A 24,952-nucleotide genomic window follows, 5' to 3' on the forward strand; every position below is an offset into this window, starting at 1 on the left:
ATTAGAGTTGAATTTTTTTATACTGCGGCATCCACGGTTGTGCTTGCTCAAGTTGTGCGGCGAGTTGTAGCAAATGGTCTTCACGTCCAAAGGGTGCAATAAACTGGCTACCCAAAGGCATACCATTTTTATTCCAGTACAGCGGTACAGACATAGCAGGTAAACCAGTGACATTGGCTAATTGAGTGAAGGGAACCCAACTTAAATTATCTTGCACCATTTTCTCGACCAGTTTGCCTTGCGCGAGATAATGCGCTTTTCCAACTTTTAATAAAGCTTTCAAAATGGGCTTTTGCCAAGCAGGTGTGGCAACTTCACCATTTTTAGGCGCGACCGATGCTGTTGTTGGGGTTAGGTATAGGTCATATTTCTCAAAGAAAATATTCATTTGGGTGCTATACAGTCCCCAATTGTTGAGTGTGTGAATATATTCGGTTGCAGTTGTTTTTGCACCAAAGGCAGCTAAGGCTAATGAATCAAGCTCGAAATCAGCATCTGTTGAGCCAGACATGTGTTTGATTTGTGCTTGCATATAAGTGAACTGACTAAACCACGTTGTGATGAAGTCTTTCGCCAGCGCTAAGCCATCTATGTTTGGACGATCTTCGACCACGATATGACCTAAAGACTCTAAAAGCTTGGCAGTTTGTTGAACGGCCTGAATCGCGTCTTTAGAAACTTTTGTTCCAATGGGTGAATGCGTGCTAAAAGCGATTCTCAGTTTTTTCGGTGCTTGTTGGATAATATCTAAATATTTTTGATCAGGTGCTTGAATCGTAAAAAGTGAGCTTTGTTCAGGACCTTGCACCGCATCTAACATAGCCGCACTATCGCGCACGGTTTTACATAACACATGCTGCATCGCTGCACCATGCATGGCTTCACCTGATTGAGGTCCCCATGGCGTGCGTCCGCGACTTGGTTTTAGTCCAAACAAACCGCAATACGATGCAGGAATACGAATTGATCCGCCGCCATCACCAGCGCCTGCAATCGGGACTAAACCCGCAGCGACAGCCGAGGCAGAACCGCCTGACGAGCCACCGCTATTGTGTTTTAAATTCCAAGGATTGCGACAAGCGCCCCAAGCATCAGGTTCAGTAATACCTTTGATTCCAAATTCAGGGGTATTGGTTCGCCCAAATGTGACAATTCCAGTTTGTTCCCAACGATTGACGATTTCTGCATTAAAGTCTGGTGTGTAATTGATTTTTTTAAGTGCATGGCTACCAAAAGAGGTTGGTATGCCTTGATATTCTTGAAATAAATCTTTTACTAAAAATGGAACACCAGCGAATTGACCTGTACGTTGTTGTTGGGCGCGTTGTTTGGCTTGCTCGTACATTGGGATAATGATTGCATTTAGTTTAGGGTTGATTTGTTCTGTGCGTTGCAATGCAATTTCAAGTAACTCTGATGGATGAACTTGCTTATTTTTGACCAACTCAGCTAAACCTAAACCATCATATTGGATGTATTCAGAAAATTTCATGGCTTTATATCCCTAAAGCTAAACTTTTATAAATTAAATATTTGTATTCAATAAGAATACCTTAAAAAACCGGAACAATCAAATAAATATCAGCACAAAAATATTGTGTTGATATGGTTATGTTTCAGTGTTTTTACTCAAAAATATGCTAAGTTAAAGCCATGGAAAGTTTAGATGATAACTTAATTAAATCTATGAAAAATATTTATATTATTGGATTATTGTGGGCTTGCTCAACAGGGGCAATCGCTGAAACAGCAGTAAACGCGAAGGCAGTAAAAGCTCAAGCTATGACTTCGGTGAATAATATACGTGTCACCAATCGCCCTGAAATTATGGGGTTGTGGGGAATGGAAATACCCAATAATAAAAAATGTGTTGAATACTATAACTTTCGTGGAATGAATGAAGTTGTGGTAAAAAGTGGCAAAGAATGGTCGTATGGCATGTATGACTATCAGCCGTCAGAGGATCATAATGAGCGTTTGCCAGCACTGATCCTACAAATCAAATATGATAATAATGAAATTGACTGTTCAGGTCAGCAAGTCGATCAAACTGGGGAAGTTTCTCAATACTTTGTAAAATGGTCGAACCCACATACCATTGACTTCTGTGCGAACGAGAAAGGCGAAAAATGCTTTGCAACTTTACGCCGTGTTTTACCTTAGACCATTTAATTCAATAAATAAAAAACACCGCCTATGATTCATAAGCGGTGTTTTTTATTGCAGCATTTATTTAAACTTTTTCAGCTTTTGGTTCAAGCTGTTTTAGTAAATGTTTTTCGAGATAATGAATATCCATCGCTTGTTCGCAGAAATTCTTATCTTTCAAAATCAGATCTTTATGCAAAGGGATATTGGTTTTAATCCCTGTCAAAATCATTTCGTCTAATGCTTGACGCATACGCGCTAAAGATGTTTCACGATCTTTACCATGTGCAATGAGTTTTGCAATCATTGAGTCATAGTAGGGCGGAATGCTATAACCTGGATAGATATGAGAATCTAAACGAATACCCGCGCCACCCGGTGCGTAGAAGTTGTCAATTCTACCCGGAGAAGGCAAGAAGTTGGTCGGGTCTTCGGCATTGATACGACATTCTATCGCATGACCTTTGACTTCGATTTCATCTTGTTGAAGGTCTAAGCCTAAGCCACCAGCAATACGAAGTTGTTGTTCAATAATATCAATACCCGTCACCATTTCTGTGACTGGATGTTCAACTTGAACACGTGTATTCATTTCGATAAAGAAGAATTCGCCATCTTCAAATAAAAATTCGAATGTACCAGCACCACGATACTGCATAAGCTTACAGGCATTTACACAAGCCTCTAAAATATCAGCACGGGCTTGTTCAGGTAGATTTGGTGCAGGTGCTTCTTCTAAAACCTTTTGATGGCGACGTTGTAATGAACAATCACGATCATATAAATGAATCGCATGGCCATTACCATCTCCGAGGATTTGTACTTCGACATGACGAGGTTTCTGTAAGAAACGTTCCATATAAACCGTATCGTCACCGAACCACATTTCCGCATCACGTTGTGCAGCTTGAACAGACTCAAGCAGTGTATCCACACGTTCAACAATACGCATACCACGACCACCACCACCAGATGCGGCTTTTACGATCAGTGGGAAGCCGATTTCTTTGGCTTCGGCAAGTGCATTATGAATCGTAACAGCGTGGTCACAGCCCGGTACGGTTGGTACACCTGCTTTTTTCATTGCAATGATTGCTGAAACTTTGTTCCCCATGAGACGAATATGCTCAGGACGAGGACCAATAAAAGTGAACCCTGAACTTTCTATAATCTCAGCGAACTCGGCATTTTCAGATAAAAAGCCATAACCCGGATGGATTGCATCAGCACCAGTGATTTCTGCGGCAGTAATAATTGCAGGAATATTTAAATAACTTTCACTTGTGGTACCCGGTCCGATACATACTGCTTCATCTACAAAACGTAAATGCATCAAATCTTTGTCAGCATCAGAATAAATACCAACGGTTTTAATACCAAGTGTTTTGCAAGCCCGAGTAATTCGTAAAGCGATTTCACCACGGTTTGCAATTAATACTTTTTGCAACATAGAAATCCCCAGATGTATTAGGCGCGGTAGCGGAAAAGTGGTTGACCGAACTGAATGACGTCACCGTTTTTCACTAAGATTTCTTCGATTACACCGCTTTGTGTTGCTTCAATCGGGTTCATGATCTTCATTGCTTCGATGATCCCTAGGGTTTCACCTGCAGATACCGTTTGACCAATTTTGACAAAAGGTGCTTCACCTGGACTTGGTGCTGCATAGAACACACCGACCATTGGCGAGGTTTCAACCGCACCGCGTGGCGTTTTTACAACGGGTGCTGCTGGCGTTGATGCCGTAGGTGCAGCCGCGACAGATGCATAAACAGGTGTTGGACGAGTCAACGAGATGGATTGATCACCTTCCTTAACTTCAATCGCTTGTAAGTCAGATTCAATCATCAGGTCGATGAGTTTCTTGATTTTACGGATATCCATGAGTGAGCATTCCTGAAATGTTTAAATTAATTAGTAGATTGAATTTTTTCGATAGCGTAATCGAGTGCAAGGGAATAACCCTTAGCACCTAAGCCACAAATCACGCCAATGGCTTTATCTGATAGATATGAGTGATGACGGAATGTTTCACGTGCGTGAACATTCGACAAATGAACTTCAATAAATGGGATCGCAACACCAAGTAGTGCATCGCGTAATGCAACCGAAGTATGGGTCAGGGCAGCGGGGTTGATAATGATCAATTTCACCCCTTCATTTTGTGCCTGATGGATACGATCAACAATCGCACCTTCCCAGTTACTTTGGAATGTATCTAGTATAAGTGACGCATTTTTAGCTTGAGCGGTGAGTTGTTGGTCAATATCACTTAAAGTGAGATGGCCATAAACTTCTGGTTCACGCTTTCCTAGCAAGTTTAAATTCGGTCCGTGAATCACCAAAATGGTTGAGCTCATTCAGCCTGCTCCAATTCTAAAACTGCAAATGTGTTTTGCAAGATGTCTGCAAAGTTTGCTTATTATGGCACAAAATTCTACAATTTTTTTATAATTTCTTTTCGTCAATTAAGAAATTCGCATACCAAGCATGGTGCATATAATGAAAACTTTGCAAGGAATTGGCAATGTTAAAAAATGACAAAATTCACCTTATTTTATTTTTTAATATTCTAAACTGAATTACACCAATTGGTTCAGAGGATTTGTGTAACTTGACAGTCAATATGCATCAAATATTATGATATTTAACTCATTTATGATCCATAGATCTATAAAGCCTAAGCACATTCAAATTAAAAAATAAGCCTGAGTATAATAATTTAATATATTGTTTTTATTTGCTTTTATTGTTTTTTCTACATATGGGTTAACCCTAATTATTTAGATGTTTATGCATATCAGCGCTTGGCTTGTTGCATGTTACCGCTGAATCAGCGGCTAGATTTAGCTAAATCTGCCAAGCTGATGGTTTGTTAGGCATCACTTTGCGTTTATGAATTGGCAAAAGTGATGCATTTCTATATTTTGGATGGCAGTTAATGACATGAAAATGTCCGAAAAAGATAAGCTTTATTTGAGTAATATCACTATTACTTGAGAGACTACTTTGATTGGCGTGGTCTCTTTTGGGTCTTTCAGCGCTGTCTTTATATTTAAAGGCAGCTTTTTTTACGCTAAGATTTTATCGCTTCATTCATTGCGGCAGAGTAAGTGTCTAATAACAAGCAGTTTTGTGCTGGATCAGTACATGAAGATGCCTTGATCTTAGGACTGTGCCATTTTTGCATTTGTTCAAATAACCATGCAAAGTCTTTTTGCTTGGGTTCAGCATCATCTTGAATGAAGTTGCGTATGATGTTTTGAATATTAAAATACTTTTCAACATGAACCTCTGGTGAGCAGTTGAATTGAATAATCTCAAATTCAATCAGAAGCTGCCAGACGGGTGCAAAATCTTCGATCTCCCTAAGTTCACGTTGTGCTCTAATAATGGCACTGGTTAAAGCGATCAACGTATTGGGATGTTGTTGTGCCCATTCTTGGGTAACTGCCAATACTTTATCTGCAACGTTGGGAATAATATCTTGGCTTGAACAAACGATATGGCTTAATCCAAGCAGTTCAGGTTGAGTATTCCATGGCTCCCCGACACAAAAACCATCAATTAAATGATTGCTGAGCGCTTCAGCCATATAGGGCGGTGGAAGCGTTTTTACCTGAATGGAGTGTGCCAAATCCGCATCGGCCAACGCTAACCATTCTCTTAGGCAATAGTGATGAATAGAGTGCTGAAATACGTGGGCTAAGGAAATAGGATGATTTGTCTTTATTTTTTGCACCAATTTCTGTGCAGAAGTTTCAGCCGAGTCTTGTTTTTGAATGTTTAATTCATAACAGAGCTTTTGACTTAGACTGATAAATGCACGGTTTTCGCTCAAAACTAAAGGGGTTTGTAATGGGATGCCAATTTGATCGGCTGCCACTGCTGCTGCAGGTAACATTGCCGATAAGCAATGAGCAGCGTCAAGCAAACCAAAAGCAAGTCGATCACGTAGGCTTGCCCAAGATGCTTCCTGTACTAAGCTAATATCTAAGCCAACATCATCAAAGAAGCCACGTTGTTTAGCCCAAAGTAATGCAACGCAGTCAAGTAAAGGGATGTAGCCGAGCTGTAATTGGGTTTTTTCTAATTTTGCTAAATGGCTCATCTATTCATCCTTTAATTGGTTGTTTAATAGTTGTTGCGCATCGAGCAAGCGACGAGCCATCTCACCAATAGTCATACGATGACTCATGGCATTTTTTCTAAGTAATTGAAAGGCAGTGTCTTCACTCAAACCGTGCAGTTTCATCAATAATACTTTGGCTTTATCTATATCTTTACGGTCTGCAAGTTTGGTTTTTGCATCTTTAAGATCACCTTCTAGCTTTTTATGCTTTTTATATTGCTCAATGGATATCTCTAAAATGGTGTGTAAGCGAGAAGGGTCAATACCATCGACGATATAGGCTGTAATCCCCGCATCAATCGCTTGTTTTATGGTGTCTTTATCCGTGTTTTTGGTAAAAAGTACCGTAGGTAAGTCAAAACTGCTGACACAGTTCTCAATCACATCGCGATGCGGGTGATCCATATCAAGCAAAATGACATCTGCTTGAAGGTGTTCTAGATTAAAAATATTAAGGTGATCTAAGGTAAAACAAGCGACTACATCAAAGTCATGTTCTGTTAAACAGGTTTTAATGTATTCCGCCCGAGCCTGATCATCGTCAATGAGAACAATTTTGAGTTTCGGCATAAGTATAAGAGTCAAACTGTCGGTATATGCACATTCTGAATAAAGTGCTGTGAGTAGGGGCTGTTGAAATTTCACAGATGCTTGCGACAGAGAACATTTTTTAGACGGTACAAGGCATGGTTTGTGAAATTTAGTCATTCTAAATGAGCAAAGCATAACGTAGTAGCGGCAAAAAATGCTCCTGTCCCGCAGGGTTATAGCTAAAACTTCCCCAAACTTCGTTATGAAACTTGACAAGGGGATCGCCATTGCCTGCATTTCATGCCTTGTTTGTGTCGTTTTCGCCGATAACGCAATGCATGGCTGAAATGTCGACAGACCCTATTATTTTTTTAAGCAATATTAATGCCATCAGAAAACTTCCGATTCGGTGCAAACGCCCCAGAAGTAGATAGTTTATGCGCTTTATTGTATCGCTGCTCGTTTTTTTAAAAAAATGAAATCTGGGCTGGAAGTGTTAAAAAACTGAATATGAGCCTTTTTGGTGCGTAAAAAGTGTTGTTATGAAGCAAGGTGAATTGTGCTTTAAAACAGGTCATCACAATTTTTAGGGGTAAAAGATGTGTTTCACTTATATCTATGATGTCTGAAATTTACTAACAAATACATATAAAACAATGGTTAACCTTGTTTTTACTTTTATATTGGTTTGTTTGGCACAGCATTTGCTAGTTAAATACTGAGTCAAAGACGACTTTTCAAAAAAAATTGTAAGACGGCCAACGATGTCCGATCTGATCGGTTTGTTTACACAATGTTTGTGTCAACAACACAGTACACGTTCAGTAAAGGAGAGATGGCAATGTCTTTAGATTTATCGGCCAAAAAAGCCACATCAATTAAGTTATTCAACTTTTCCGCACCAGCGATGCGTGCATTCCACATGAGCTGGCTTGCATTCTTCGTTTGTTTCTTTGCTTGGTTTGCTTGTGCTCCTCTTATGCCTGTGATTGCAGGTGAGTTCAATTTAACCATAGATCAAATTGCCAATATCAATATTGCAGCTGTCGCGATCACGATTGTCGTTCGTCTTATCGTTGGACCACTGTGTGATAAATACGGTCCACGCAAAACCTATACCGCATTATTGCTGATCGGGAGTATTCCTGTATTTGGTGTTGCTTCTGCAAATAGCTATGAATCTTTCTTATTTTTCCGTTTATTGATTGGTGCGATCGGTGCCAGTTTTGTGATTACGCAATATCACACCAGCATTATGTTTGCGCCGAATGTGGTGGGGACTGCAAATGCTGCTTCTGCTGGTTGGGGTAATGCTGGTGGCGGTGCGACTCAAGTCTTAATGCCATTGATGCTTGCAGCGTTGGTGATGTTCGGTGTTGAGCAGGCAATGGGGTGGAGAATCGCACTGCTTGTTCCTGGTCTGTTGATGGTTATTGTCGGGGGACTTTACTGGAAATACACGCAAGATTGCCCACAAGGCAACTTTAAAGAGCTTCGTGCACAAGGTGTCTCGGTTGGCAGCGATAAAAAAGGCGGGATGGCGATTCTGATGCACGCGGCGCGTAACTATCGTGTGTGGATCTTATTTGTTTCTTATGCAGCGTGTTTTGGTATTGAGATCTTCATCCATAACATCATCGCCATGTATTACGTCACACATTTTGATTTTGGTTTAAAAGAAGCGGGTTTAGCGGCAGGTATCTTTGGTTTGTTGGCACTATTTGCCCGTGCATTAGGTGGCATGGTTTCAGACAAAGTCGCATTGAAGCGAGGTTTGGACGGACGTACTAAGATTCTATTTTTACTGATTTTGGGTGAGGGTTTGTTCTTGATCCTTTTCTCTCAAATGAACAGCGTTACGTTAGCTATTCTTAGCATGACCATCTTCGCATTGTTCACTCACATGGCATGTGGAGCGACCTACGCACTGGTTCCATTTATTGATCGTGAAGCTCTAGGTGGTGTGGCAGGCATTATTGGTGCAGGTGGTAACGTCGGTGCTGTTGCAGCAGGATTTTTATTGAAAGGCATGTTGGATATCCAAACATGTTTAATGGTTTTAGGTGGCTTAGTTGTGATCACTGCGGGTTCTGTGATGTTCATTCGATTCTCGGTAGAGCATAAAGAAAAAGAACAACGCTTATTTGAACAAGCTCTTGTAGAACGCCACGCAGAACAAAACAGCGCAGCTTAATCGAAATCAGATTTTAGGAGAAACACAATGAAATTAGTGATGATTGGTCACGGCATGGTAGGTCATAAATTCATCGAAGCCATTTTAGAGAAAGCTGATGATGAGTTAGAAATCACCATTCTTGCAGAAGAACCACGTATTGCTTATGACCGTGTACATTTGACTGAGTACTTCTCTGGTAAATCGGCAAAAGACTTGTCACTTGCACGTTTTGATTTTGCCGATGCACACGGGATCGATTTACGCTTAAATACCAAAGCAACTGCGATTGATACAATTGAACAGACTGTTACCACGAATCATGGGGATGTGATTCACTATGACAAATTAGTTTTGGCAACAGGTTCTTATGCTTTTGTTCCGCCAATATCAGGTAATGATCGTGAGAATTGCTTTGTCTACCGTACGCTTGAAGATTTGGATGCGATTCGCGCAGCAAGTTTAAATGCCAAAACAGGTGTGGTGATCGGTGGTGGCTTACTTGGCTTGGAAGCAGCGAAAGCATTACGAGATCTAAACTTAGAAACACATGTTGTTGAATTTGCACCACGCTTGATGGCAGTGCAAATTGATGATTTGGGTGGGAAAGTATTACGTCGTAAAATTGAAAATCTTGGGGTGAAAGTTCACACCCAAAAAGCAACATCTTCTATTGAAGCAGGTGCAGAAGCAACGCATGTGATGAAGTTTGCTGATGGCAGCGAGCTTGAAACCGATATTATTTTATTCTCAGCAGGTATTCGTCCGCGTGATGAATTGGCTCGTTCGAGTGGTTTAGTCCTCGGTGAGCGTGGCGGTATTAAAATCAACGATTACTGCCAAACCTCAAATGAAAACATTTATGCGATTGGTGAATGTGCGCTGTGGGATAACAAAATTTATGGTTTAGTTGCACCGGGCTATGACATGGCACGTATTGCAGCAAAACATATTTTGGTTGAGGAAACGCACAGTTTCGCAGGTGCCGACATGAGCACCAAGCTGAAATTGATGGGTGTCGATGTTGCATCAGTGGGTGATGCACATGGTATGACTCCAAACTCTCTCAGCTATTTCTATGCTGACGAAGACGCCTTGGTTTATAAAAAGATCGTGGTCGATGCTGATAAAACCAAACTGCTTGGCGCGGTTTTGGTGGGTGATGCAGCCGAATATAACGATCTATTGCAAATGATGCTGAATGGCTTGGCATTACCTGAAACGCCTGAAAGTTTAATTATGCCGGGCTTTGCTGATTCAGGTGCAAAAGCAGGAGGCGGTAGTGGCGTTGACTTACTACCTGATAGTGCCACCATTTGTTCGTGTAATAACGTATCTAAAGCTGATATTTGTCAAGCAATCTGTGATGGTTCAACCTCACTCGGTGCTTTGAAAAAATGCACTAAAGCTGCAACCGCTTGTGGTGGTTGTGCGCCACTCGTAACTCAAGTATTAAAGTCTGAGTTACAACGCCAAGGTGTTACAGTCAATAACCATATTTGCGAACACTTCCCGTACTCACGCCAAGAGTTGTATCACTTGGTCCGTGTCAATGAAATCAAAACTTTTGATGATTTGATTCATCAACATGGTCATGGTTTAGGTTGTGATATTTGTAAGCCAACGGCTGCCAATATTTTGGCATCGTGCTGGAATGATTTTGTGCTTGAACCAAGTCATGCAGGCTTACAAGACAGTAATGATTACTACTTGGGTAATATCCAAAAAGATGGTTCTTATTCAGTTGTGCCACGTATGGCAGGCGGTGAAGTTACACCAGATGGTTTGATTGCGGTCGGTCAAATCGCTAAGAAATATAATTTGTATACCAAAATTACTGGCGGTCAACGTGTCGACTTATTCGGCGCGCAAATCCATGAGCTTCCATTCATTTGGGAAGAACTCAACGCGGCTGGCTTTGAATCTGGTCACGCTTACGGTAAATCATTGCGTACTGTGAAGTCTTGTGTGGGTAGCACATGGTGTCGTTATGGCGTTGATGACTCTGTAGGCTTAGCGATTGAACTTGAGAATCGTTACAAAGGTTTACGTTCACCACATAAATTGAAAATGGCGGTTTCGGGTTGTACGCGTGAGTGTGCCGAAGCGCAAGGCAAAGATGTGGGCGTGATTGCAACTGAGAAAGGCTGGAACTTATACGTCTGTGGTAACGGCGGTATGAAACCTCGCCATGCTGAGTTACTGGCATCAGATTTAGATACTCAAACCTTGATTCGCTATATTGACCGCTTCTTTATGTTCTATATCCAAACCGCAGATCGTTTACAACGTACTAGCGTATGGCGTGACAACATGGAAGGTGGTTTAGATTACTTGAAAGCCGTAATTGTCGATGATTCATTGGGTCTAGCAGAAGAGCTTGAAAATCGTATGAGTCATGTGATTGGTACGTATCAAGATGAATGGCGTACTGCGGTGGAAAATCCTGAAATCCGCAAACGCTTCCAAACTTATATTAATGCAAGTGCAGATGAACAAGCTGATCCACACATTCAGTTTACCCAAGTACGTGATCAAATCCGTCCTTTAAATGACGCAGAGCGTTCAGTTGATCGTATTCCAATGGTTGAAGCATAAGGAGAATTAAAATGACGAACTTAAAAGATTTAAATATGCTTCCTGAAGATCAATGGATTGATGTCTGTGCTTTGAATGACATTACACCGAATACAGGTGTTGGGGCATTGGTGGGTGAGCAAACAGTGGCCTTGTTCCGTGTGGGTCATGAAAAACGTATTTATGCATTGAGCAATAAAGATCCGTTTAGTCAAGCGAATGTGATGTGTCGTGGCATTATTGGTGATTTGCAAGGCGAGCGTGTGATTGCATCGCCGATCTATAAGCAGCATTTCAGTTTAGCGACGGGACGTTGTTTGGAAGATAAAGATCAAAAGCTTTTGGTCTTTCCAACTAAAATTGAAGAAGGTCGGGTATGGGTGAGTCCAGTCCCACAAAAGACTTACATCACCAATAACGGTGCTTCTCAAGAAAAATTAAAACTGGTGCTTATCGGTAATGGCTTAGCGGGCATGCGCTGTCTGGAAGACTTACTTGATATGGCGCCAGATCGTTATGAAGTGACCGTAATTGGTGAAGAGCCTTGGGGCAACTACAACCGCATTATGTTGTCGCATGTACTTTCAGGTGAGAAAACCATCGATGATATTATGCTGCATCCACATGCATGGTATAGCGATAAAGGCATCAAGTTCATCGCTGATGATCCTGCGGTAAAGATCGATCGTACACGCAAAACCGTACATACCCAAAAAGGTGAAAGTGTTGATTATGATCGTCTGATTATTGCGACAGGATCGTCGCCATTCATTCCGCCAGTTCAAGGTGTCGATCTAAAAGGTGTGATCAGCTTCCGTGATATTTACGATGTAAATACCATGATCAACTATGCTGAAAGCAAGAAGAATGCAGTGGTGATTGGTGGAGGCTTACTTGGTTTAGAAGCTGCTTATGGTCTGGTACAGCGTGGTATGAATGTCACTGTATTGCATTTGATGGATCGTATCATGGAGCGTCAGCTTGATAGTCGAGCAAGTGCGATGTTACGCCATAGTATCGAACAGAAAGGCATCAATATTATTACTGAGGCAAATACAGAAGCCTTGATTGCGGATGAACATGATCATGTTAAACAAGTTCGTTTAAAAGATGGGACTGTTTTAGACGCTGATCTTGTGATTTTTGCAGTGGGCATCCGTCCAAATATCGCATTGGCACAAAGCGCAGGCTTACGTTGTAATCGTGGTATCTTGGTCAATGACACCATGCAAACCTTCGACCCAAGTATCTATGCGGTAGGTGAGTGTATCGAACACCGTAATCAAACCTTTGGTCTGGTTGAGCCGCTATGGGGACAAGCATTTATCTGTGCAACTCATTTGGCAGAGCATGGTAGTTTGACTTTCAAATCACCAACGGTTCCAACGCAGCTTAAAGTCAGTGGTGTAGATGTCTTCTCGGCGGGTAACTTTGAACTGAAAGATGACTATGAAGACATCATTCTCAACGACGAGAAACGCCAAATTTACAAGCGCATTATTATCCAAAAGGATCGAGTGATTGGTGCCGTTCTATTTGGTGATACCGAAGATGGCATGTGGTATGCCGAACTGATTGCAGATCAAACGCCAGTGTCGACATTTAGAAATAAATTGTTATTTGGTAAAGATTTTGCAATGAAAAAAGCTGGGTAATCCTCTTTGGCTTAGGGGGGGATCCTCCTAAGCCAAAAATAGAATGTGAAATGTAGGCAGAAATGAATTAGGTAAGGGGCAGTCATGAACAGTATTCAAAATTTAGAACACATTCGCTCCGATCATGTAGAAAAAATCATTACAAAAACAACTTGTCCCTATTGTGGTGTTGGTTGTGGTGTGGATGTTACCGTCCAGCATAAAGCACAATCCACAACTGTACAGGTAGCTGGAGATACAGCACACCCAGCAAACTTTGGTCGACTGTGTATCAAAGGCAGTAATTTAGCAGATACTTTAGGTTTAGAAACACGTGTCTTGAACCCAATGTTCGGGCGTAAAAATCATCGGACCGCCACCACTTGGGATGCTGCCATTGAGAAAATTGCAGACCAATTCCAAGCCTGTATCGATCAATATGGTCGTGACAGCGTTGCATTTTACGTGTCGGGTCAGCTACTGACTGAAGACTACTATGTGGTCAATAAATTCGTGAAAGGTTATCTTGGCACGGCGAATATCGATACCAACTCACGTCTATGTATGTCATCTGCCGTAGCTGCACATAAACGTGCCTTTGGCGAGGATATCGTCCCTGCAAGTTATGAAGACTTTGAACATGCTGATATGGTGGTATTGGTCGGTTCAAATACGGCTTGGTGTCATCCTGTTTTATATCAACGCATCATGCAGGCAAAAACTAAAAATCCAGATTTATTTGTAGTGGTGGTTGACCCAAGATTCACCAGTACCTGTGAACAAGCTGATTTACATTTGCCAATTTTACCGGGGCAGGATGTCGCTTTATTTAATGGTTTATTGCAGCATTTATATCACAATGATTTTGTAGATCATCATTTTGTTGAATCTTATACAGAAGGTTTATCAGCACTTTTAGAGGCGAGTCACAGCGAACAAGATTTTAATGCCTTGGTGAAACGTACGGGTATTTCTGCGGAAAAATTACAACTGTTTTTTGATAAGTTTGCCAATACTGAAAAAGTCGTCACCTTATTTTCTATGGGGGTCAATCAATCCTCTCAAGGGGTAAATAAAGCCAATAGCATTATCAATTGCCATTTATTGACTGGAAAAATTGGTAAGTTGGGGGCAGCGCCGTTCTCAATGACAGGGCAACCCAATGCAATGGGTGGGCGTGAGGTTGGCGGTTTGGCGAATATGCTGGCAGCGCATATGGATATTGATAATCCATCGCATCAAACACTTGTACAAAACTTTTGGAACAGCCCAGTGATAGCCAATCAAGCAGGCTTGAAAGCGGTTGATTTGTTCCAAGCGGTAGAAAGTGGAAAGATCAAAGCCATTTGGATTATGGCGACCAATCCAGTGGTGAGCTTACCTGATGCTGATCAAGTCAAACGTGCTTTGGAAAAATGTGAGTTTGTGGTTGTTTCTGATATATGTGCAGATACAGATACCACTGCTTATGCCGATGTGCTGTTACCGGCTTTAGGTTGGGGTGAGAAAGATGGCACAGTGACCAACTCGGAACGCCGTATTTCTCGTCAACGTGCTTTCCTACCCGCACCAAAACAAACCAAAGCAGATTGGTGGGCCGTGTGTGAGGTGGCGAAGAAGCTTGGTTTTAGTGGCTTTGATTTTAATAATGCCTGCGATATTTTTAATGAACATGCAGCGCTGTCCGCCTATGAAAATGCTAGCTTAGATCAGCGTGATCAGGTCGAAAATTTTCGTTATTTCAACTTGAAAGGCTTAATGAATTTAAGCGTAGATGAATATAATCACTTACAACCTATTCAATGGCCCGTTTGGGAAAAAGGCCAGAGTATTATGGTTGAGCAACTTTTTGATCAAGGGCGCTTTAGCCATAAAAATAGCAAGGCCAAATTGATTCCAACGGTTGCGATTGATCCTGTCAATGCGACTTCTGAAGATTATCCATTGATATTGAATACAGGTCGTATCCGTGACCAATGGCATACCATGACACGGACAGGTTTATCAGAGAATTTGACGACACACCGAGCTGAACCTTTTTGTGAGATTCATCCCAATGATGCCTTAAAGTTTGGTATTAGTGATAAAGGTTTAGTCGAAGTGCGTTCAGCATGGGGCAGTTGTGTATTACGTGTGACGCTGGCGCATGGTGTACGCCGTGGACAAATCTTTGCACCGATTCATTGGACTGAACAAGTGGCCTCCGATGCTCGAATTGGTACGGTGGTCAACCCAGTGGTAGATGCCATTTCAGGTGAACCTGAATTTAAACATACACCTGTGGCGATTCAGCCTTTCCATACCACTTGGCAAGGGGTATTGTATGTTCGAGAGGGGTTTGAACATCACATCAAAAACTCACTACAAACCTGTGCTTGGTGGACCAAGATTAAGACGGCTAAAGCAATGCGTTATGAAATTGCAGACCGCCATAATTTTGATCAAACGCAACGAAATCTTAAAAACTTCTTACCTTTTGTCGATGAAACCTATGAGTGGTTAAGTCTGGATGATGTTTCAGCACAATTGAGTCATAGTGTGATTTTGAAGGATGGCATTCTTATTGCTAGTTTATATATCGCACCAGCAGAGTTGTTGCCTGATCGAGATTGGGTTGCTACGCTATTTAAACGTGAGCGATTGAGTGCGTTACATCGTAAAGCTTTGTTGGCTGGTATGCCGATGTCGGCGGCGAACAATGATGGACCATTGGTGTGTAGTTGCTTTAAAGTAGGTAAAAATAAAATCATCGAAGCCATTAAAACCCAAAATATCACGCATGAAAAACAAGTGACTGCATGTTTAAAAGCAGGCGGAAATTGCGGTTCATGTTTACCCGAGATTCGTGGCTTGATCAAAACCTGTCAATTGGAGGCAGAAGTATGAATACAGAGTTTCCCGCTACAGATCTGGTGATCTTGGCGGGAGGGCAAGCACGCCGTATGAACGGTATGAACAAACTTTTACAACAATTTGATGACCAAGTTCAACTCTCAAAAATCTGTCAAAATTTTAAAGCTGAAGTGCAAAATATCTGGGTCAATAGTCACCGTGATAGTTCGATTTATAAACATATTGAACCTGATATTCAGTGCTATGCAGATGATCAAAGTGGTTTCCTTGGACCTTTGATGGGAATGAAAAGCGCTTGGTCACAGGTGCAATCAGACTATGTTCTATTCATTCCTTGTGATGTGACTTATATCCCAAATCAGGTTTTGGCAAAACTTCATCGTGCTTTGCAGAAAAGTACGCTCGCTCAAGTGGCATATGTCATGATTAATGGCGATGCTTTATATCCATTTTGCTTATTAAAAAGACAAAGTTTGCAGATTTTAGAAAAACAAATAACAGCAAATAAATTAAGTTTACGTGCATGTTTTAAACTTTTACATGCACAAAATGTCTCATTTCAGAAGCAAAGTTTATTTTGTCATAGCATAAATTCTCTAGATGAATTACAGCAATATCAGCAGATCAAAGATTTTAAGCGGATGCTTATTTCGAATTAATGGTTGTATGTCTTTTCTGTTAAATCACTTTAAAAGAAAACGACTTACTTTTCGGATTTTTTGAGGTAATTCTCCATTTCTTCAGCAGGTACCATGCCACCGCCAGTTCCCCAAACGATATGATTGGCATTTTCAAGCTGATCATCTGTTAGTTGGTGTAAAATGGCATACTCTTGATGCTGGCTGATCAATATTGGGCCTAACATGCCAGCTAAAGCTGAGGGTTCTAGCTTGAGGTTTTCAGATTGGTTAAGCATGCCAAGTAATAGATACATCGTTTGGTCTTCAATTGTATAAAAGCCATCCAATAATCTTTCCATTGCGCGACCAACAAATCCTGATGCACGACCCACAGCGAGACCGTCAGCAGCGGTAATATTATCAATCCCAATGTCTTGAACAGAAATTCCATCATGTAGACCGCTAGCAACACCTAGTAGCATACATGGTGAGTGCGTGGGTTCAGCGAAAATACAATGCACATGATCACCAAAAGCCATTTTTAACCCAAAGGCGACGCCACCAGGGCCACCACCAACACCACAAGGCAAATAAACGAACAAAGGGTGATCTTGATCCACAACGATATCTTTCTGTGCTAGCTGTTTCTTTAAACGTTCGCCTGCAACTGCATAACCTAAAAATAAAGTTTGCGAATTTTCATCATCAATGAAAAAACAATTCGGATTTGCTAAGGCTACTTTTCGACCTTCTTCTACAGCAACACCGTAATCTTGCTCATATTCAATCACAGTGACACCGTGTGATCGTAACTTATCTTTTTTCCATTGGCGTGCATCTGCTGACATATGCACAGTGACATCAAAGCCAAGTTTCGCACTCATTATTCCGATGGAAAGCCCTAGGTTTCCTGTTGAGCCGACGGCAATACTGTATTGGCTAAAAAACTGTTTAAACTCAGGTTGGCTTAATTTTGAATAATCATCTTCAATTGTTAATAAACCTGCTTGAAGTGCAAGCTTTTCAGCATGGTAGAGCACTTCGTAAATACCGCCGCGTGCTTTAATTGAACCTGAGATTGGTAGATGGCTATCTTTTTTAAGCCAGAGTTTACCGGAAACTTTTTCCCCGAAGTGGGCTTCAACTGCGTGTTGCATATTAGGAATGTTTATAAGCTCAGATTCGATGATACCTTTTGTGATTATTGTTTCAGGAAATACAGCCATCAAATAAGGAGCAAAACGTTTTAAACGGTCGCGAGCATCATCAATATCTGTTTGATCGAGTCCAACGTAGGGCAAGCCTTCGCTAAGTGATGTGAATTGGGAATTAAACCAAATTGTCTCTTTGAGTTCGATCAGATCTTTAATGATCGGATGTTGTGTAATCAGGAGCTTAATCTGATCTGAATCCATAAGTGTGCTCATCAGGTTTAAATAAAATAACAATGCAGCCTAGCGTAAAGTTTTTTTAAATTTAAGACCAGTGTTCTTGACCTTTTTTTAAATAAGTTCTATTTTGGAACTCGATTAATTTTAATTCAGATGAACATGTGCAAATAAGCTTTAAATTAACCATCCCAACACAATCATGTCGAAACCAGTGTTGAATATGATCAAAATTTTTTAGATGTTATGAGATCAGCAAGGAAAATTTGTTTAATGGGCCAATTTTCATAACAAGGATAAGGTGAAAACACATGACAATAACAACGCCAGCATCGAGACAGGATGTAACCGCATGCATTCTATGTTCACGAAATTGTGGACTGAGTGTAGAAATCGAAAATAACCAATTTAAGAAAATCAAAGGTGATCCTCAGCATCATTTTTCACAAGGTTATATCTGTCAAAAGGCAGCACGATTACAGCATTACCAACAACATGCTGATCGGTTAGCTAAGCCGCTTAAACGCCAAGCTGATGGTTCGTTTATAGAAATTGATTGGGGGCAAGCGATTCAGGAGATTGCTGATCAACTGGTACAGATCCGTAACACCTATGGTGGAACTGCTTTCGCTTCAGTTGGTGGTGGTGGACAGGGCAATCACTTAGGCGCAGCCTATGGTCGTCAGTTGTTATATGCCATGAAAAGTTTTTATGCATATAACTCTTTGGCACAGGAAAAAACAGGTGATTTTTGGGTAAATGGTCGTTTGTTTGGAAGCCAAGCTTGTCATACCACAGAAGATGTTGAACATGCTGATTATGTCTTGTTTATTGGAACCAACCCATTTCAGGCGCATGGTATTCCAAATGCACGGGATACTTTAAAACATATCAAAAAAGATCCCGATCGAACCATGGTGGTGTTTGATCCGCGGCGGACAGAAACTGCCAAACAAGCTGATATTCATGTTCAATTAAAACCAGGAACAGATTCTTATCTAATGTCAGCCATGATCGCGATCATGTTACGTGAAAACTTATACGACCAATCGTTTATTCAACAACATACCCATGGATTTGAACAAGTTAAGCAGGCTTTCTTTAACATTCCTGTGGAAGAATACATTCAAAAAGCAGATGTTCCAATTGAGCTGATTTATCAAATTGTTCGCGATTTCGCCAAAGCAAAAAGTGCTTGTGTACGAATTGATTTAGGTATTCAACATACTTTGAATACGACCTTGAATGGCTATTTAGAGAAGCTTTTATATTTATTAGCAGGGCATTTTGGTAAACAAGGGACCAATAACTTACATACGATGTTCATTCCGATTTTGACTGATACCGATGAGCGAAACCCTAAATATCGTCGTACAGTTCATCATAAAATGTTTCCGATTTCTGGATTTTTCCCGCCAAATATTTTACCTGATGAAATTCTAAAAGCAGGTGAAAAACGGGTTCGTGCGGTATTTGTCGATAGTTGTAATCCGTTACTTACATATCCCGATACTTCAGCCTATGAACAGGCTTTTCAATCGCTTGATCTCTTAGTCGTGGTAGATGTGGCGATGACAGAAACTGCACGTTTGGCGCATTATATCCTGCCTGCACATACTCAGTTCGAGAAATGGGAGTTTACGGGGTTTAATTTGGAATTTCCTAAAAATGGCTTCCATTTACGCCATCCACTTTTTCAAGCACAGGGCGATACCCTGACTGAAGCAGAAATTTACACGCGTTTGCTCGAAGCGATGCAGGTGATGCCGAAACAGTTTCCTATTTTGAGTAAGATTGCAGCAAAAGATTCGGCGAATCGGATTTATCTAGCGTATTTTGCAGCACTTGGAGTGAGTTTCGCTCGAAATAAGAAATTAATTCCTTTTGCAGCATCTATTGTGTATCGCACTTTAGGCAAGACTTTACCAAATGACGCTGCGTCTACCGCATTGTTACTTCCATTATGTATGCAGTATGCGGCTCAGCATTATAAAGCTGTGAAGCGAGCAGGATATGTGGGTAATCGTCTCAATTTAGGTGTTAAATTGTTCCAAACCATCTTAGAACAACGTTCAGGTGTGGTGTTGTCACAACATGAATATGCAGATGTATGGCGTTTGATTGCTTATAAAGATCAGAAAATTCGCCTAGCGATTCCTGAAATGTTTGTCGAGTTGGCACAATTGGCTCAACAATCACCACATTTATCGAATGATTATCCATTTATTCTATTGGCAGGTGAACGTCGTAGCTATAACGCCAATCAAATCTATCGTGATCCAGCATGGCGTAAAGTTGATGCAGAAGGACGCTTAAGAATGAACCCTGAAGATGCATTGAAACTTGGGGTGGAAACAGGTCATTCTTTGCAATGTCTTTCTGAGCATGGGCAGATTCAAGTTACTGTTGAGCTTGATGAGGGGATGCGTAAGGGTGTAGTGTCATTACCACATGGTTATGGTTTGCGTTATCGTGGCGGTGAGCCAATAGGACCGCAGCTAAATCGACTAACGTCTACTCAGCATTGTGATCCCTTGTCCAAGACGCCATATCATAAGTATGTACCTGTGCGTTTAGAGCTTGTACAAGCGTCGTGAGACAAGAATGATGCCGCACTCATTTGTTTCGTTTTTACGGAATAGTGGTAAAAGATGGTGCGCTATGGTTGGGGACGATATGATGCATAACTACATTAATCGTTGTTTTATGATTGAAGAAGTTGCTTAATTGAACGAATAAACGACACAACACGCATCAATTATTATAGATTGGAATAATTATTGCTGTAAAAAAGCAACCCACAGCGATTAGTCAAACGATGATGCACAGCATTTGTGCTAACCACAGTGGGAAGATTCACAATATGAGTGCATATAATGACGCATGAGATAGCCAACACGCCATTACCGATTTTAAAGGATCAGTATGGTCGTATTAAACGGAAGTTACGGATTTCTGTGACTGATCGTTGCAATTTCAAATGCATTTATTGTATGCCTGAACATCCAGAATGGATGAAAAAACAAGATTTACTGAGTTTTGAGGCTTTGTTGGTATTTTGCCAGTATATGGTTCAACAAGGCATTGAAAACATCCGTATTACGGGTGGTGAGCCATTAATGCGTCAGGGCGTCGTTCACTTTATTCGTGATTTGCAAGCTTTGAGAGCTTTAGGCTTGAAGCGTATTTCGATCACGACTAACGCACATTATCTCGCAAAATATGCACAACAGCTTAAAGATGCGGGTTTAGATGATTTAAACATTAGCCTTGATAGCTTAGATGCTGCTCAATTTAAAATATTAACAAAAAAAGATTTAGCGCCTGTTTTAGCGGGGATCGAATCAGCTCAGCAAGCCCAACTGCCATTTAAAATCAATTGTGTATTGATGAAAGGTCAGAATGATGACCAAATTTTGCCGATGGTGAAATGGGCAAAACATCACAATATTCCATTACGGTTTATCGAGTTTATGCCTTTGGATGGTGATCAGCATTGGACAGATCAAGCTGTGGTCAGTGAGGCGGAAATTTTAGAACAACTCAAACCGCACTATGATATTCAGCAGCTCATCCAACAACAACATGAACCTGCACGTCAATATCAACTCGATGGAACATATCGTATCGGCATTATTTCGACCATTACCCATTCATTTTGTGGTGAATGTGATCGGATTCGATTGACTGCACTGGGTGAGTTATATAATTGTCTTTTTGCGCAACAAGGCTTAAATATTAAGCCCTATTTGCTAGATGCAATTCGGCAACAAGGTTTAGATAAAGCGATTGATTTCCATCAACTCGATTTACAAATAAAGCCTTATATATGGCAAAAAGCGAAAGGTTATCACGCGATACAACATCAGCAGTTACGTAAGATTAGTATGCATATGTTGGGTGGTTAGTTTGGAAAATGTGGTCTGGAGAAGAAATGCAAACTGTTGAAATTAAAATTGAAGCCTTTGGTGCTATAGAGCGATTATTACCAAAGGCATTGGCATTTGAGTTTGCTGCTGGTCAATTGGTTCAAGATGTGCTCACACATGTAGTATCACTTTATCCTGAGTCTGCAACCGCGATGGAAAAATGCGCTTGTGCTATTGGGGAGGACATCGTAGCTCGACAAACAGCATTGGCTTCTTCATGTACATTAGTGCTGTTATCACCAGTCGCAGGAGGATAAAAATGCGTGAATTTGCTAGAGTTCAAGATCAAGCTTTACGTTTAGATTGTTTTGATCCAATTCAAAGCTTTCCTGAATGTGGTGGTATTGATATTTTTGTTGGTACGGTGCGTAATCATCATGAAGGAAAAGCGGTTAAAGCCTTAAAATATACGGCTTATACACCCGTCGCTGAAAAAATGATTCGTGAGATCGAGCAGCAAATAAAAGATAAATATCAGGTTTCATATGTGCGAGTTATGCATCGTATCGGCTTTTTGGATGTCAGCGAAACCGCGATTATTGCGATTGCTTATGCTGCTCATCGCCGTGAAGCATTTCAGGCTTGCGAAGAAGCAGTGGAACGGGTCAAGCATGAAGTGCCGATTTGGAAAGAGGAATTCTTTATGGATGGCACCAGCCAATATGTTGAGGGTTGTTGTATCCGCAAAGATACGACTGAAGTCGAGACTCAACCTCATGTTCATAGCCATTGCACACATGAGCATACACACGAATAAGGTTTTAGGAAGTTAAAATGAAAAATGTTGGGATGAAACCTGAAAGTTATCGTGTCGCAGAAGCACAAGCAATTTTATATGCACCACCACATTGTATTCAGTTGCTGCGTGATGGAAATACCGAAAAAGGCGATGCCTTGAAAACAGCCCGTATCGCAGGTATTTTGGCGGCGAAACGCACAGATGAACTTATTCCACTGTGTCATCCTTTACCGATCTATCGTGCTGATGTGGAATATGACCTACAAGATGATCATGTCGTGATTTTGACTACGGTAGAAACCATTGGGCCAACTGGGGTTGAGATGGAAGCGTTAACCGCTGCGAGTTTAGCTGGGTTGACCATTTACGATATGTTAAAACCACATTGTGAGCCTGACGAACTTTGTTTAGATCAGTGTAAGTTGCTGAAGAAAAAAGGTGGTAAGTCTCACTTTAAACGCACCTTGCGTCAGCCAGTTTCGGCGGCTGTGATTGTTCTTTCTGACACGGTTGCAGCAGGGCGTAAACCTGATACTGCGGGTAAATCCGTGGTTGATACTTTGACTGAGGCTGGATTTGATCCGATTCATTATCAAATCTTAGCCGATGAACCAGATCAGTTGAAAGATTTGGTTTTAGAGCTGACCAAGTCCTATGCATGTATTATGACGGTAGGCGGTACTGGGATTAGTAAGCGTGATATTACCGTCGATACACTTGAACCTCTCATGGAACGTAAATTAGATGGTTTGATGGAAGCTTCTCGTGCATTTGGTCAAAGACGTACCCCTTATGCTGCGATGTCTCGTGGTGTTGCTGGTTTTATTGATCGTTCATTGGTGGTGACTTTACCGGGTAGTCGCGGTGGCGCAAGTGAATCAATGGCCGCAATTTTACCAGCGTTAGTCCATATTTTTGATGTGTGCCGTGACTTACCTCATCCTGGAGGTTATGAATAATGTCTGGATGTGGTGCTGAAAAAGGTTTAATCAGTATTGATGAAGCATTACAACTGATTCAAACACGACCTCAAGTACTTGCGACAGAGACATTGCCTTTAGGGCAATGTCTTAATCGTTATTTAGCCAAAGCTGTGTATTCAGAAGTGAATCTCCCTAATTTTTCGCAAAGCGCAGTCGATGGCTATGCGTTGAATACTTCGCTTGAGTATCTCCAAGACGCTTATTTTGAGCTGAAGGGCGAAATCAAAGCAGGAAGTGTATCTGATCGTCCGTTGCAGCAGGGGCAAGCGATTCGGATATTTACAGGCGGAAAAATTCCTGAAGGTACAACACATGTTGCACGACAGGAAATCGTCGTTGTTGAGTCTGATGCTAAAATTCGGTTAGCTGAACATATCAAACCAGAAGCAGATATTCGATTTACTAGTGAAGAAATCCAAGTTGGCCAACAATTGGCTGATGTTGGCCAGAAAATTAATATTGGTGCACTTGCTGCACTGAGTATGGCTGGCGTACAAACCATCGATGTGTTTAGTGTGCCCAAAGTTGCCGTTGTGGTTACAGGTGATGAAGTTGCGGAAACGACAGCGGATTTACAAGCAGGTAAAGTTTTCGATGCTAATGGCCCATTGTTGAAAGCATGGTTCAATGATTATGGGCTAGATGTGGAGATTTTGCATATTGCTGATGAAGCAGAACAAGTCAGACACTGCTTTGAACAGTTGAAACAACAGTATGATGTGATTATTACCACTGGCGGTGTTTCAGTTGGAGATTATGACTTTGTACGTCCTTGTGCATTTGAAACGGGTTTTGAGCAAGTTTTTTGGAAAGTAAAACAAAAACCGGGTAAACCGCTGTTTTTTGCAGAATATAAGCCACTAAATGGTGAGGGCCAACCTTGTTATTTACTTGGATTACCGGGAAATCCAGCCGCCGTATATGTAGCAATGCAGATTTATGGCAAAACTTTATTAGATGCTCTACAAAATCAAGATCAGCCACTAGAGTGGTTTAGCGCTGTCCTGACGCATGAACTCAAATCAGATGCGCGTGAACGTTTTTTGAGAATGCATGCCTACTTTGAATACGGGCAACTTAAACTACAAAGCTTGGCTAAACAGCAATCTCATATGCTGAGTAATCTCATGCATGCAAATTGTTTGGTTCGTATTCCTGCCAATATTAAAATAGAAGCAGGACAACTGGTCTCTGGGCTATTTATTCACGATTAGGATTTGATTGTATTCTGTAAACTAATTGTTT

Annotated in this window: 19 protein-coding genes; 12 read left to right on the plus strand and 7 right to left on the minus strand. The window is 41.1% G+C overall.

What is annotated here, in order from left to right:
- Window position 1: 1 nt before the first annotated feature.
- The gene (locus MMO38_RS02035; protein WP_004670885.1) at window positions 2–1,492 is read right to left on the minus strand and encodes an amidase family protein; all 1,491 of its coding nucleotides are present in this window, start codon (window positions 1,490–1,492) and stop codon (window positions 2–4) included.
- Between the two features lie 194 nt (window positions 1,493–1,686).
- Between MMO38_RS02035 and MMO38_RS02040 the strand changes: the two genes are divergently transcribed.
- A complete protein-coding gene (locus MMO38_RS02040; protein WP_034595628.1) occupies window positions 1,687–2,163 on the plus strand; it encodes a hypothetical protein in 477 nt (158 codons plus the stop codon).
- A gap of 70 nt (window positions 2,164–2,233) precedes the next feature.
- Here MMO38_RS02040 and accC read toward each other — a convergent pair whose 3' ends face one another.
- From accC to MMO38_RS02065, 5 genes are all read right to left on the minus strand, one after another.
- Entirely contained in the window at window positions 2,234–3,598 is a 1,365-nt protein-coding gene (accC, locus tag MMO38_RS02045) for an acetyl-CoA carboxylase biotin carboxylase subunit (RefSeq protein WP_241322345.1), read from the minus strand.
- Between the two features lie 17 nt (window positions 3,599–3,615).
- Window positions 3,616–4,032, minus strand: coding sequence for an acetyl-CoA carboxylase biotin carboxyl carrier protein (gene accB / locus MMO38_RS02050; protein WP_241322347.1), 417 nt, complete (start codon window positions 4,030–4,032; stop codon window positions 3,616–3,618).
- A gap of 26 nt (window positions 4,033–4,058) precedes the next feature.
- Entirely contained in the window at window positions 4,059–4,508 is a 450-nt protein-coding gene (gene aroQ, locus MMO38_RS02055) for a type II 3-dehydroquinate dehydratase (RefSeq protein WP_004670893.1), read from the minus strand.
- Window positions 4,509–5,224: 716 nt separating this feature from the next.
- The gene (locus tag MMO38_RS02060) at window positions 5,225–6,259 is read right to left on the minus strand and encodes an ABC transporter substrate-binding protein (RefSeq protein ID WP_241322348.1); all 1,035 of its coding nucleotides are present in this window, start codon (window positions 6,257–6,259) and stop codon (window positions 5,225–5,227) included.
- On the minus strand, window positions 6,260–6,850 hold the full coding sequence (locus MMO38_RS02065) for an ANTAR domain-containing protein (protein WP_004670897.1): 591 nt from the start codon (window positions 6,848–6,850) through the stop codon (window positions 6,260–6,262). It abuts the gene before it with no gap.
- A gap of 796 nt (window positions 6,851–7,646) precedes the next feature.
- On the opposite strand from MMO38_RS02065, the gene MMO38_RS02070 reads away from it, so the two are divergent.
- The 5 genes from MMO38_RS02070 to MMO38_RS02090 all read left to right on the plus strand — a co-directional run bounded on the left by MMO38_RS02070 (window position 7,647) and on the right by MMO38_RS02090 (window position 16,707).
- Entirely contained in the window at window positions 7,647–9,005 is a 1,359-nt protein-coding gene (locus MMO38_RS02070; RefSeq protein WP_241322350.1) for an MFS transporter, read from the plus strand.
- Window positions 9,006–9,032: 27 nt separating this feature from the next.
- Window positions 9,033–11,582, plus strand: coding sequence for a nitrite reductase large subunit NirB (gene nirB / locus MMO38_RS02075; protein WP_004670901.1), 2,550 nt, complete (start codon window positions 9,033–9,035; stop codon window positions 11,580–11,582).
- 11 nt (window positions 11,583–11,593) lie between these two features.
- Window positions 11,594–13,216, plus strand: coding sequence for a nitrite reductase small subunit NirD (gene nirD, locus MMO38_RS02080; RefSeq protein WP_004670903.1), 1,623 nt, complete (start codon window positions 11,594–11,596; stop codon window positions 13,214–13,216).
- 84 nt (window positions 13,217–13,300) lie between these two features.
- Window positions 13,301–16,081: a nitrate reductase gene (locus tag MMO38_RS02085; RefSeq protein ID WP_241322352.1), complete on the plus strand. Its 2,781-nt coding sequence runs from the start codon at window positions 13,301–13,303 to the stop codon at window positions 16,079–16,081.
- Window positions 16,078–16,707 (plus strand): NTP transferase domain-containing protein, encoded by a 630-nt coding sequence (locus tag MMO38_RS02090; protein WP_004670907.1) that lies wholly within the window; start codon window positions 16,078–16,080, stop codon window positions 16,705–16,707. The genes MMO38_RS02085 and MMO38_RS02090 overlap by 4 nt, the downstream gene beginning before the upstream one ends.
- 44 nt (window positions 16,708–16,751) lie before the next feature.
- On the opposite strand, the gene dsdA is transcribed toward MMO38_RS02090, so the two are convergent.
- On the minus strand, window positions 16,752–18,083 hold the full coding sequence (dsdA, locus tag MMO38_RS02095) for a D-serine ammonia-lyase (RefSeq protein ID WP_241322354.1): 1,332 nt from the start codon (window positions 18,081–18,083) through the stop codon (window positions 16,752–16,754).
- 284 nt (window positions 18,084–18,367) lie between these two features.
- On the opposite strand from dsdA, the gene MMO38_RS02100 reads away from it, so the two are divergent.
- The 6 genes from MMO38_RS02100 to MMO38_RS02125 all read left to right on the plus strand — a co-directional run bounded on the left by MMO38_RS02100 (window position 18,368) and on the right by MMO38_RS02125 (window position 24,921).
- Window positions 18,368–20,653, plus strand: coding sequence for a molybdopterin-dependent oxidoreductase (locus MMO38_RS02100; protein ID WP_004670913.1), 2,286 nt, complete (start codon window positions 18,368–18,370; stop codon window positions 20,651–20,653).
- Window positions 20,654–20,932: 279 nt separating this feature from the next.
- A complete protein-coding gene (gene moaA / locus MMO38_RS02105; RefSeq protein ID WP_004670915.1) occupies window positions 20,933–21,964 on the plus strand; it encodes a GTP 3',8-cyclase MoaA in 1,032 nt (343 codons plus the stop codon).
- A 26-nt stretch (window positions 21,965–21,990) separates the two neighbouring features.
- Window positions 21,991–22,242 (plus strand): MoaD/ThiS family protein, encoded by a 252-nt coding sequence (locus tag MMO38_RS02110; protein ID WP_004670917.1) that lies wholly within the window; start codon window positions 21,991–21,993, stop codon window positions 22,240–22,242.
- Between the two features lie 2 nt (window positions 22,243–22,244).
- Window positions 22,245–22,742: a molybdenum cofactor biosynthesis protein MoaE gene (locus MMO38_RS02115; RefSeq protein WP_004670918.1), complete on the plus strand. Its 498-nt coding sequence runs from the start codon at window positions 22,245–22,247 to the stop codon at window positions 22,740–22,742.
- Between the two features lie 17 nt (window positions 22,743–22,759).
- The gene (gene moaCB, locus MMO38_RS02120; protein WP_004670920.1) at window positions 22,760–23,683 is read left to right on the plus strand and encodes a bifunctional molybdenum cofactor biosynthesis protein MoaC/MoaB; all 924 of its coding nucleotides are present in this window, start codon (window positions 22,760–22,762) and stop codon (window positions 23,681–23,683) included.
- A complete protein-coding gene (locus MMO38_RS02125) occupies window positions 23,683–24,921 on the plus strand; it encodes a molybdopterin molybdotransferase MoeA (RefSeq protein ID WP_004670922.1) in 1,239 nt (412 codons plus the stop codon). The genes moaCB and MMO38_RS02125 overlap by 1 nt, the downstream gene beginning before the upstream one ends.
- Window positions 24,922–24,952: the final 31 nt, after the last annotated feature.

It is taken from the genome of Acinetobacter sp. NIPH 1852 (assembly GCF_022549455.1).
Classification (GTDB): domain Bacteria; phylum Pseudomonadota; class Gammaproteobacteria; order Pseudomonadales; family Moraxellaceae; genus Acinetobacter.